The following is an 11,356-nucleotide window of genomic DNA, read 5'->3' on the forward strand; positions in this document are numbered from 1 at the left end:
GAGCGGTCACAGGGCGAGACCGATCGTCTGCAGGGTCCCGAAGGCGAGCAGCAGGACGCAGGTGTGCTCGAGGGCCGCTATCAGGTCACGACCCCGTGCCCCGCTCAGCACCCGGTGTACCGGGAAGACGGCGAACGGGACGGCGGCAAGCAGGAGCAGCGCCCAGGGCCGGGACGCGGCCAGGGCGAGCCCTGAGGCGAAGGCGCCGACGATGCACAGCAGGTACAGCAGGCGGGTCCGCCGTTCGCCCAGCACGACGGCCAGCGTGATCTTCCCCGCCTCGGCGTCGGTGGGTATGTCCCGGAGGTTGTTCGTCACCAGCAGCGCGGTGGCGAGCGCCCCCATGGGGACCGACGCCGCGAGCGCGAGCAGCGGTACCCGCTCGAGCTGGATGAAGGCCGTGGCGCACACCGCGATGACCCCGTGGAACAGGAAGATGCTCACCTCGCCCAGCGTCTTGTAACCGTAGGGCTTGGCGCCTCCGGTGTAGAACCACCCCCCGAGCCCGCAGGTCACCGTCAGCGCGAGCAGCCACCACGACACGGTCACGGCCATGACCACGCCGGCGAGGCACCCGAGGACGTAGAGGTGGATGCCGCTGCGCAGCACCTGCTGCGGTGACGCCTGCCCGGAGCCGACCAACCGGGCGGGTCCCACCCGCTTGGCGTCGGTCCCCCGGATGCCGTCGCTGTAGTCGTTGAAGAAGTTGGTGCCCAGGACGAAGCCCAACGCGAACACCAGGGTCAGGGTGGCGCGCCACCAGCTCACGTGGCCCAGCGCCTGGGCGACGCCGGTTCCCACCGCGACCGGCGCGAGGGTCACCGGCAGCGTCTTGAGCCGGGCGCCGACCAGCCAGTTGCGCACGTTGTCCGGGAGCCGGGACGGTGCGGCGGTGCTCACCATCGGTCCCCCCACCCGGCCGGCCCCGTGGCACACGGGCCGTCCCACGGGTGGGACGGCCCGGTTCCCGCACCGCCGGACGGCCGTCGTCGGGCCCGTCCCCGCGAGGCGGTCATGACTTGGTTCCCACGGCGAGGTAGAGCACGTCCGTGGACTTGGTGGGGATCATCTGGACCTCCTCGCACCGTCGGGTCAGGTAGCGGACTCCGTCGCGGAACCGCGGTCGCAGGCCGAGCAGCCTGAGCTCCACGCCGTTCGCCCCCGCGACGTTGACCAGCCGCTCCCGGTTGACGAAGAGGCGGTGGTCGTGGGTGCCGCGGGGCGGGCGGCCCGGCAGGGGGACGTTCTCGGCCAGCGTGATGGCGAGCAACCGGGCCCGCCGGGTGTCGGCGATGGTGTCGAGGATCAACGTGCCGCCGGGGCGCAGGACCCGGCACAGTTCCTCGACGACGCCGAAGGGGTCCGGCACGTGCTCCAGGCACTGCCCCGCCGTGGCCACGTCGACGGACCCGCTGGCGAACGGCAACCTGGAGATGTCGGCCTTGGCCACCGCGTCGAAGCCGTGCTGACGGGCCTCGCGCAGCGCCATCACCGACAGGTCCACGCCGAACACCCGGTATCCCCTGCCGTCCAGGTGCGGCCCGAAGAGACCGCCCCCGCAGGCGACGTCGAGCAGGACGGCGTCCTCGCTCCTGGGGGGCGGGACGAAACCGGCGCGGGCACGCGCGATCCAGCCCAGCGGGGCGAGCGGTCCCCTGGGGTCCCACCACTGGCCGGCAAGACCGTCGTAGTCTGAGATGAAGTCGCTTCGGATCGTTGACATGACCACCATTCACCAGGGCGTGGTTTCACCGTGCGCGCTAGAGGTTCTTGAGCCTCGGCATGACCTGCGCCGCGAACAGTTCCAGGGAGCTCCGCGCGAGTTCGGGCGCGATGTTCGAGAAGTAGAACTGGACACTGGCCACTTCGAACCCGCCGCACGCCGCGTGGTACTCGAGCAGCATGTTGGTGATCTCGTCGGGTGAGCCGACGAGGGCGGAGCCACGCTCGTAGAGGCGGTCGAAGTTGTCCTGGCGCAGCTTCTCGATCATCTTCTCGTAGCCGACGTAGTCGGCACTCCGGGCGCCGGTGGTCCACTCGCTGGCGCCCTCGGCGAGGAGCCGCAGGTAACGGTTGATCGGTTCGCGGCCCAGGGACCGCGCCTCCTCCCCGTCGGGCATGCAGAGCATGTGGAAGGCGAGCATCACCCGACCGCTGCCGGGGTGCCCCGCCTCCTTCCACGCCCTGCGGTAGACCTCGAGGTTGTTGCGGAGCGACTCCGGGACCACCGGCTGGGCCATGATCCCGTAACCGAGCTGGCCGGCCCGCCGGAAGCTCTCCTCCGTGGACAGCGCGGCGATCCAGAACGGCGGGTGTGGACGTTGGGTGGGACGGGGGAGGGACGTGGTCGCCGGGAAGCTGTGGAACCTCCCCTCGTGGGTCACCTCCTCCTCGGCCAGCAGGTCCCGGACGACCTGTGTGCCCTCGACGAAACGCGCCCGGCTCTCGTTCATGTCCACGCCGAAGCGCTGGAACTCGTGCGGGAGGAAGGCCCGGGCGAACCCGATCTCGGCGCGCCCACCCGAGATGGCATCGAGCATCCCGATCTCACCGGCGAGCTTCAGCGGGTGGTTGAAGGCGGGCAGGACGGCCCCGGTGACCAGCCTCAACTGGCGGCTGCGCTGGGCGGCGGCGGCGAGGAAGACGATCGGGTTGGGTGAGTACCCGCCGTACCTGCGGAAGTAGTGCTCGACGATCCGGACGTGGTGGAAACCGAGGTGGTCACCGAGCTCGACGAAGTCCAGGCACTGCGCGAAGTAGTCCGCGGCGGGCCCGTCCCTCTCGTCGACGTCTGGGAAGAAGGCCATGCCCACGTTGACCATGTCAGCCCCCCACGTGAGGAAGGTAGGAGTTCATTTCGTTGCCCCCAATCGGGACGTGTGACGTCCCTGTGTTGTCCCGGGCCCCGATCCACTCGGGGAACCCGGCGTCGGTCAGCCACTCCTCGTGGTGCGCCCGGCGTGCCGCCGGGCGTTCCGCGCGTGGTGGAGCAGCCGTTGTCGGGGAGCGTGTGCGGCGCCCTCCCGGACACCGGTGGCACGGCGGGCACGCAGCGGCGGCAGCGCCCGGGCCCCGAGCCGGAGGTGTCGTCACGTTCACGCCCCCGTGGTCGTGCGGCTCACATGGTCGAACGCATCGACCACAGCTCGGGGAAGAACCGGTGCTCCGCGATCCTGCTGAGCCAGGGCGCGCCGTCGGTTCCACCGGTGCCCCGCTTGTCCCCCAGTACCCGTTGCACCGTCAGCAGGTGGGTGTACCGCCAGCGCGCGAACAGACTGGCCGTGTCCACCAGCGCCTCACCAAGCAGGAACATGCCGTGGTCCTCACCGGGCTGCTCGTACACCAGGCGCCAGGCCTCCGCCACCTTGGCGTCCGGCTCGTACGGCACCGAGAAGTCACGCTCCAGGAGCGTCGGCGGAACGGCGTGGCCGCGCCGTGCCATGTAGCGGAGCACCTCGTCGTAGAGACTCGGCTCGTTGAGCGCCGCGAGGACCTCCGCGTACTGCGGCGTCCTCTGGTGGAGCTTCGCCAGTTGTGGGTTCTTGTTCCCGAGCAGGAACTCCAGGCGGCGGTAACTGAAGGACTGGAAACCGGACGCGGGTCCGAGGACGTCCCGGAACGAGGCGAACTCCCCCGGTGCGAGCGCGCTGAACCACTCCCAGCAGGACAGCAGCATCTGCTGGACCCGGTTGGCGCGCCGCAGGGTCCACAACACGTCGTCGAGCCGGTCCGCCATGAGGTAGTCGCGGGCCGTGTTGAGCTCGGTGTGCAACAGCTTGAACAGCAGTTCCTTGACCTGGGTCAGGATGAGGAAGCCGTGTTCCGTGGGCGCGTTGGTCCGCGGGTGCTGGAGGGACAGCACGGTGTCCACGCTGGCGTACGCCGTGTAGGCGCTGTTGCGGGGCTCGAGGTCCGGGTCACTGGTCCCGGGCACCGGTGCGGGCCGCGGTTCGCCGATCGGGCAGGGGCTGTCGCCGCCTCCGCGCTGCGGGTCGTTGGTGCGCACGCTATTCCTTCCCGGTGGTCACGGCGTCAGCGGTCCGGATCTGGTCGAGCACGGCCCTGCCGAGCGCGGAGTGCGGGTTCCCCAGGTCGTAGGGGATGTCGAAGTGGTTCCGTCGCGGGCACGTGATCTCCGTGACCGCGGTGCGCTGCCTGAGCAGTGCCGTCATGGTCTCGTGCTGCCGGACGAACTCCCCCGTCTCGACCTCGCCGCGGGCGATGACGACCGGCGGGAGCCGTTCCGGCAGGTGGTAGATCGGGCTGTTGCGCAGCGCGGCGTCGGCGTCCAGCCCGAGGGCGTCGTTCACATAGGTGTGCCGCAGCGGCTCCAGGTCGTACACACCGCTCAGCAGCGTGGCGCCGGCGATCCGCCGCGCGTCGTCCCCGATCAGCGCCATCGCCACGAGGTGGGCGCCGGCGGAGCTCCCACTGAGGTGGATGCGTCCCGGATCGATCCCGAAGTCGGCCGCGTTGGTGTGGAGCCACGCCACGGCGTCGCGCACCATTGCGACGATCTCGTCCAGGGAGTAGGAGGGGGCCAACCCGTAGTCGAGCGCCGCGAACGCCACGCCTGCGGCCACGAAGTCCGGGGCGGCGAAGGCCGACTCGTCCTTCGTCAGCTCCTGCCAGTAGCCGCCGTGCACGAAGACCTGGAGCGCTGAGTTGCCGCCGTCCACCGGGAACAGGTCGAGTCTCGCCTCGGGCGGCGAACCGTACCGCAGGTCCGGGAGCGCCTTGACCTCGTCGCGCGCCGCGGCACTGAGCTCGGCGTACTCGTGCAGGTAGAACGACAGGCTCGGGACGAGGGAGCTCGGGGAGTACTCCCGGTCGAGGTCCGGGCGGCTGAACCCCATGTAGCCGACGCCGCCGCTCATGCGCCGACCCCGTGCTCCGCGTCCGCCTTCCGGAAGAGTTCGGCGAACAGGGGTTCAGCGGCGTCCCTCCCCGGCTTGAAGTGGCTGCCGAAACGGCGCCGGTACTCCTCGAACCACTCCCTCCTGTCCTTGAGGAACAGGATGTCGTGCAGGGCCATCGGTCGGATCGCCACCAGCGGTACGGGGGACCGGTTCACGGGGAACCCGGGGTTCCTCGCGGCCGGCTCCTGGCAGGCGGGGTGGAACTGCCCGATCATCAGGCCCCGGCGCACCGCCTCCGGTTTCACCTCGCCATGGGCGTCGTCGAGCAGGTGGTACTGGTCGGGCTCCAGGTCGGGCAGCACCACGAGCAGGCTGCGGAGCGCCGGGTTGGACCCGGTCCACCCGATCAGGTCGAACTCCTCGAGCGCGCCGAGCAGCGCGTCGGCGACCACCGTGGCGTTCGGGGTGGGGCCGACCGTCCGTATCCGGATCTCCAGGGTCCCCGCCCGCAGTGACGGCGACACGAACGGGCAGACGGCGCCGTTCCGGCCTATGAGGTCATGGGGCCGACATATGTAGTCCTCCAGCCAGTCGCGGACCGTCGCCTCCGTCTGGTCACCTGCCTCCGGAGGAGCTCCGGAACCGGCGTGGGCAGTGCTGTTCATCTGGTCGTTCCCCCCGTGTCACGGCCGGTGAATGGCTTGCGCGGGTGACATCGCCGGTGCTGCGGGGTGCGGGCCACCGCCCGGCGCGCGGAGCGCGGGGACCGCGAACTCACCCGGCGCTCCCACCGGCGGGCATGGCCTCCCCCTGACCCGCGCAAGGTCGGCGACGAGCCGTTCGTTGACCTGGGTGAGGTCACTTCCAGGAGGAGGGTCGGTCTTGACCAGGAGCTGGATGTCCTTCATCGGTACTTCCTCCAGCCGCGACGTGGAGCCTGTCTCATGTGACGCTCGGCCGGTCGTTGGTGGCCGTTGAGTCATGCTCGACAAGCGCAGCCGGGCACGTTCCCCCGTGGGCCGTACCGGGAGGCAGCCGGGCTGCTCCGGGACGGGCCCAACGTTTCGATGCTGTGCGATCGGGTGTCGCCCTCTCGGCGCCACCGCTGGTGCTGGCGCACGGCGCCCCACGGACGGTTGCGCGGGACGGTCGCGCGTGCCCGCCTCAGCTCACGGACGCGCACACCTCGTTCGGACACCAGGTGCGAGGAGTCCCCACGACATGCCGTCTGCCCGAGGAGTCCGCTCGCGAATTCCACGCGGTGCGGTTCCTCAAACCGTGCGCGGCGGTACCGGCCCTGAGCATCGGCCTGCGAATTCGCACGTGGTCGGGCGGGGCCATGGAAGAGTTCGGGTCAGCCGGCGGAGAGAAGGGCGCGGCCCTGGCCACCGGCTCCATTGCGTGAAGGCTGTCCAGAAGAGAGTGGGGCGCTAGCTGGCCTGACGGCGCACTCGAAGAATCCCGGGCCTGACGTTCTTCATCGGCCACAATGCCTCACCCTCGTTGCGACAGAACAAAGAGACTCACACTAAGGAATGGGAAATAATCGTATACGTCACGGGCAATCGACACGCCTCACTATGCACCACGGGCGCCAATGCCGAACCTGCCGCGCGCCTTCCTCGCCCGCTAGCCTGCCACGGTTCACTCAAGCACCGGTTGAGGCCCACGACCCACGCGCCACTGTCGTACCGATAAGGGACCTTTGACCAATACTGGCCCTCTTGACGGGCCGACACACGGCCGTCGGCGTTACGGGGACGCGCGCGCAGCCCTTGTCGCATAACGGACCGGGCACTGGGACACCGCGGGAGACGACCAGGGATCAGCGCCCCCCTTTTTTCGTTTTTCATTACTTACGCTGACTGAGTGGCGAATAGCCCTGATACACGCCTAGAGTTCATATGCATCCCGTAGTGCACCAAAGCAGAGGGGAAAGCAATTCATGCGCGGAAAGAGGTATTTCGTAGCAGCAGCCGGAACCGTCGCGATCCTGGGTGGCCTCGTCGCACCAACGACAGCCGGTGCCGCACCCAGCGACGCCCAGGCCTTCAACTGCACCGCTGGACACTTCTGCATCTACAGCGACTGGAACGGCGGTGGAGCCCGCTGCCAGTGGTCACAGGACAAGAAGGCGAACACCGCCGACGACTGCTCCTTCATCCAGCGGGGACAGAACGTCCGCTCCGTCTGGAACGGAACAGGGCACCGCAAGCAGTACTACAAATCCACCAACTACCACGACCGGGTCGGTTCGACCCGCGCCGGAACGGGCGGCAACCTCCAGGGCTCCTACCAGATCAGGTCCTTCAAACCCCAGTGACGGGAACAGCGCTGCCCGCCTGACCGCTGCGGCCCCGCCTGGAGCCAGGCGGAGCCGCAGCGATCCGCTGACGTGGCCGCGACACCCCGCGGCCCCACGCCGTCGGTCAGAAGAGCCTGGCGAGCGTTTCGGGTCCGACGGCGTGGAGTGGTTGCTCGCCCCCGAGGTGCCGCAGGACGTCGGCGGTGGCGGTTTCCCCGAGACGTTGCCGGCACTCGGTGGTGGCGGCGGCCTGGTGCGGGGTGAGCAGGACGTTGCGGAGGGTGCGCAGGGGGTGGTCCGTTGGGAGGGGTTCCTGGTCGAAGACGTCGATGGCGGCGTCGATGCGGCCGGTGCCCAGCTCAGCGAGGAGGGCGCGTTCGTCGACGAGCCAGGAGCGGGCCGTGTTGACGAGTCCTGCCCCGTCGGGGAGGAGAGCGAGGCGGCGGGCGTCGAGGAGGTGGTGGGTGTCGGGCGTGGCCGGGGCGTGGACGGCCACGATGCGACTGCGGCGCAAGAGGTCGTCCAGGGGGAGCAGACGGGCACCGAGGCGGCTGGCTCGTTCCGGAGTGAGGTAGGGGTCGGTGACGGTGACGTCCGCGCCGAGCGCCCGGACGAGGTCGATGTAGGCGCGGCCGGTGCGAGAAGCGCCGATGACGCCGATGGTGGCGCCGCTGATCTCGTGGCGGGGTGGGGCGTCGGTCGCGGCGTCCCAGTCGGCGCCGGCGTGCAGGGCGTGGTCGAAACGGTGGATGCGGTGCAGGAGGGTGAGGGTGAAGGCGAGGGCCACCTCGGCCACGCTCCGGGCCATGGCGTCTCCGGCCTGGGTGACCGTGACGCCCCGGCGGAAGACGTCCTCGGTGACGTAGGGGGCGACGGCGGAGCCGGTGTGCGCGATGAGGGTGAGCTGGTCAGCGGCGGCGAGCAGGTCCGCGTCGATCCTCGGGGCACCCCAGGACGTGATCAGGACCCGGGCACCGGGCAGCGCCGCGGCCAGCGCGGTCCTGTCGGTGTGCGCGTCGAGGACGGTGAGGTCCGCCGCGCCGGCGAGACCCGCCCAGACCTGGTCGGTGAAGAGTTGACGGCGCAGCCCCGGTGGCACGCAGACCACCACCCGGGGCGCCCTCCGCGCCGAACCCGTGGGAGAAGGCGACGGCGGGGCGGGGGCGCGGCGGGAGGGGGTGCCCGGTGCGCCGGTGGGGCCCGGCGCACGGAGCTCACCGGAGCCAGTCATCGAGGTGCTCGCTGATGAACTGGTCGTCGGTGAGCCAGGGGTAGGCGGTGGTGACCCGGGTCAGTTCCTCGGCCTGCCCGGGCGAGAGGGTTTCGTCCGGGTCCAGGCACCAGATCCCCTCCAGCAGGCCCTGGCGGCGCAGCACCTCGTGGACACCGGCGATGCAGCCGCGGAACGCGCCGCGGACGTCGAAGACGGCGCCGTTGGCGTCGGTGAGCTGAGTCCTGCGGGTCAGACAGCGCAGCAGCGCCGAGTGGTCACCGGCCCGGGCGCGGCGGACGTCGTCGAAGAGGGCGACGGCGGCGTGGGTCCCCACGGCCCACTGCCCGAGCAGGCCGCCGGCGATCCAGCGGGGGCCGGTGCGCGTGGGGTAGCGGGTGAGGAGGTCGCCGATGATGTCGTCGTCGTTGCCGGTGTACACGGCGACCTCGTCGGCCCGGTCGGCAGCGCCCACCGCGCGGACGACGTCGGCGGTGCGGTAGCGGTCGAAGGGGGCGACCTTCACCGCCACGGTGGTGGGCAGGTCGGCGAGCGCGGACCAGAAGGACGACGAGAGGTGGCTGCCGCCCACGGCGTGTTGCAGGTAGAAGCCGATGACCGGGATCACCTCGCCGACCGCGCGGGCACGTTCCAGCAGTGCCTCCTCGTCGGCGCCGGGGACCTGCGGGCTGAGCAGGATCGCGTCGTAGCCGAGGGAGGCGGCGAGTTCGGCCTCCGCCACGGCCTGTGCGGTGGGTCCGCAGACCCCGGCGACCAGGGCGACCGGCCGGCCCGCCTCGGCGCGGGCGGTCTCCGCGGCGAGTTCCAGGACCGGGGACAGCAGGCCGGTGGACGGCTCCCGGATGGCGAACTGGGTGGTGTGTACCGCCACCGCCAGGCCCCCGGCGCCGGCGGCGAGGTAGTAGCGGGTCAGGGCGCGCTGCCGACGCTCGTCGAGTTTGCGGCCGGCGTCCAGGGCCAACGGGTGCGCGGGGATCACCGTGCCCCGCGCCAACAGGTCCAGGGAAGCGGAGCCTGAGGAGGAAGCGGAGGCCACCGGGGTGGTGCTGGTGGGTCGGGGTGACGTGGGGGCGGGCATGGGTGCGTCAGAACCTTCCGTCGCGGACCTGGAACTTGGTGGGCTTGCCGGACAACGGCAGGCCCCGGCGCAGCCAGTCGGCCTGCCAGGCGACGAGGGTGCGCAGCGGCACGTCCGGGTAGCCGAACAGGGCGTGGGCGCGGCTGGCGTCGGAGAGCAGCGCGGTGCCCGCCTCGGTCCCGTCGCACACCGCCGGGGTGCCGAACTCCTCGGCGAACCACTGGGCGAGCCGCCGGACCGACACCGTCTCGGGGCCGGTGAGGTTCACCGTGAACGGCGATCCGGCGCTTGCGTGGAGCAACGTCCGCAGGGTGACCTGGTTGGCGTAGCCCTGCCACACCACGTTCACGCTCCCGGTGGTCACGTCCACCGGTTCCGCCGCCAGCACCCTGGAGGCGACGTCCGCGAGCACGCCGTAGCGCAGGTCGATGGCGTAGTTCAGGCGAACCAGGCTGACGCGGGTGCCCCGGGTGAGCGCGGCGTGCGCCAGGACCCGTTCGCGCCCCAGGCAGGACATCGCGTACTCCCCCACCGGCCCCACCGGGTGCTCCTCGTCGCACCCTCCCGATCCGAGCGGGACCAGCGGGTACACGTTCCCGGTGGACAGCGCCGCGATCCTGGCTTCCGGCCACCGCCGCGCCACCCGGTCCGGCATCGCGGCGTTCACCGCCCAGGCGTGCGAAGGCGCCGCCGCGGAGCCGAACTTGGCGCCGACCATGAACACCACGTTGGCCGCGTCGGGCAGGGCGCCCAGGNCCGNGTCCGGGTCCATCAGGTCGAACGCGACGGTGTGGACCCCGTCGTCGTCGAGTGACCGGGCCGCGGCCGGGTCCGACCAGCGGGAGACGGCGTGCACCGCGGCGTCGGTGCGGCCCGCGGCGTCCAGCGCCCGGCGGGCCAACCGGCACAGGCTCGGCCCCATCTTGCCGCCGGCGCCCAACACCACCAGGTCGCCCTCGAGCTCTGCCATGTCCGCCACCAGCCCCGCTGACGGCGTCGCCAGGAAGTCCTCGAGTGCTGGCTCGTCCACGAACCCCGCGGGCAGCGGGAGAACCCCGGGTTCGCGGCGGCCGGCGCGGTCAACGGAGGCAGGGCGTGTGGAAGAGCCGTTGGGCGCGCTGGTCACGGCGGAGTTCGAGTCGTTCACGGGAGGGGTGGTGGTCATGGTGGGGTGGTTCATCCNTTGATCCCGGACGCGGTGACGCCTTCGGTGACGTACCGCTGGCCGACGAGGTAGGCGGCGAAGATGGGCACGAATGCGATGACGGAGCCGGAGAGTACGACGTTGAGTGGGACGTTTTGTTGTTGGAGGGAGGCGATGCCGACGGTGAGGGTGCGCATGTCGGTGGATTGGCCGATGACCAGTGGCCACAGGAAGTCGTTCCAGTGCCACAGGAAGACGAAGACGCCGAGGGTGGCGAGGATGGGTTTGAGGAGGGGCAGGACGATGCGGACGAAGATNTGGAGTTCGTTGCATCCGTCGAGTCGGGCGGCTTCNAAGAGTTCGTCGGGGAGGTGNTGGATGAACTGGCGCATGAGGAAGACGGCTTGGGCGTTGGCGAGGGTGGGGACGATCAGGCCCCAGTAGGTGTCGACGCCGCCGAGTTTCGCGATCATCGCGAAGGTGGGGATCATCGTGACGTGGTAGGGGACCATGACCATGGACAGGAAGGACCAGAACATGGCTTCTCGGCCGGGGAANCGTTTCTTGGCGAAGGCGTAGCCGGCGAGGGAGGCGAGGAGGAGGACGCCGATGACGGAGATGAGTGAGTAGGCGAGGGTGTTGAACAGCCAGCGGGGGACGTCCTGGGCGTCCATGACGGTGCGGTAGGCGTCGTCGGTGATGGGCCAGGGGACGAGGCTGCTGGGGAACTCCACCGCGG

The 11,356-nt window shown here is 70.5% G+C and carries 11 protein-coding genes; 1 reads left to right on the top strand and 10 read right to left on the bottom strand.

Features of this window, described 5'->3' with window-relative positions; translation table 11 throughout:
* Positions 1 to 6: 6 nt before the first annotated feature.
* The 6 genes from A3IG_RS0117750 to A3IG_RS30205 form a co-directional block, all read right to left on the bottom strand.
* The gene (locus A3IG_RS0117750) at positions 7 to 903 is read right to left on the bottom strand and encodes a 1,4-dihydroxy-2-naphthoate polyprenyltransferase (protein ID WP_018384931.1); all 897 of its coding nucleotides are present in this window, start codon (positions 901 to 903) and stop codon (positions 7 to 9) included.
* Positions 904 to 1,012: 109 nt separating this feature from the next.
* Positions 1,013 to 1,723 carry a methyltransferase domain-containing protein gene (locus tag A3IG_RS0117755; RefSeq protein WP_026220375.1) on the bottom strand — a complete coding sequence of 237 codons (711 nt, stop codon included), beginning with the start codon at positions 1,721 to 1,723 and terminating at the stop codon, positions 1,013 to 1,015.
* A gap of 37 nt (positions 1,724 to 1,760) precedes the next feature.
* Entirely contained in the window at positions 1,761 to 2,807 is a 1,047-nt protein-coding gene (locus tag A3IG_RS0117760; RefSeq protein WP_236719205.1) for an LLM class flavin-dependent oxidoreductase, read from the bottom strand.
* A gap of 311 nt (positions 2,808 to 3,118) precedes the next feature.
* Positions 3,119 to 4,006, bottom strand: coding sequence for a tryptophan 2,3-dioxygenase (locus A3IG_RS0117765; protein WP_018384934.1), 888 nt, complete (start codon positions 4,004 to 4,006; stop codon positions 3,119 to 3,121).
* A gap of 1 nt (position 4,007) precedes the next feature.
* Positions 4,008 to 4,877, bottom strand: a complete 870-nt coding sequence (locus A3IG_RS0117770) for an alpha/beta hydrolase (RefSeq protein WP_018384935.1) — start codon at positions 4,875 to 4,877, stop codon at positions 4,008 to 4,010.
* Positions 4,874 to 5,524: a DUF6875 domain-containing protein gene (locus A3IG_RS30205; RefSeq protein ID WP_018384936.1), complete on the bottom strand. Its 651-nt coding sequence runs from the start codon at positions 5,522 to 5,524 to the stop codon at positions 4,874 to 4,876. The genes A3IG_RS0117770 and A3IG_RS30205 overlap by 4 nt, the downstream gene beginning before the upstream one ends.
* Positions 5,525 to 6,804: 1,280 nt before the next feature.
* Between A3IG_RS30205 and A3IG_RS0117785 the strand changes: the two genes are divergently transcribed.
* Positions 6,805 to 7,182 (top strand): peptidase inhibitor family I36 protein, encoded by a 378-nt coding sequence (locus tag A3IG_RS0117785; RefSeq protein ID WP_018384938.1) that lies wholly within the window; start codon positions 6,805 to 6,807, stop codon positions 7,180 to 7,182.
* A 106-nt stretch (positions 7,183 to 7,288) separates the two neighbouring features.
* Here A3IG_RS0117785 and A3IG_RS0117790 read toward each other — a convergent pair whose 3' ends face one another.
* The 4 genes from A3IG_RS0117790 to A3IG_RS0117805 form a co-directional block, all read right to left on the bottom strand.
* Positions 7,289 to 8,275: a hydroxyacid dehydrogenase gene (locus A3IG_RS0117790; RefSeq protein WP_018384939.1), complete on the bottom strand. Its 987-nt coding sequence runs from the start codon at positions 8,273 to 8,275 to the stop codon at positions 7,289 to 7,291.
* Positions 8,276 to 8,378: 103 nt separating this feature from the next.
* Positions 8,379 to 9,473 carry a dihydrodipicolinate synthase family protein gene (locus A3IG_RS0117795; RefSeq protein ID WP_018384940.1) on the bottom strand — a complete coding sequence of 365 codons (1,095 nt, stop codon included), beginning with the start codon at positions 9,471 to 9,473 and terminating at the stop codon, positions 8,379 to 8,381.
* A 7-nt stretch (positions 9,474 to 9,480) separates the two neighbouring features.
* The gene (locus A3IG_RS0117800; RefSeq protein ID WP_244885045.1) at positions 9,481 to 10,443 is read right to left on the bottom strand and encodes an NAD-dependent epimerase/dehydratase family protein; all 963 of its coding nucleotides are present in this window, start codon (positions 10,441 to 10,443) and stop codon (positions 9,481 to 9,483) included.
* A gap of 206 nt (positions 10,444 to 10,649) precedes the next feature.
* On the bottom strand, positions 10,650 to 11,356 hold a 707-nt coding region (locus tag A3IG_RS0117805; protein WP_018384943.1), incomplete at its 5' end, for a carbohydrate ABC transporter permease.

The organism is Wenjunlia vitaminophila DSM 41686 (assembly GCF_000380165.1).
Classification (GTDB): Bacteria; Actinomycetota; Actinomycetes; order Streptomycetales; family Streptomycetaceae; genus Wenjunlia; species Wenjunlia vitaminophila.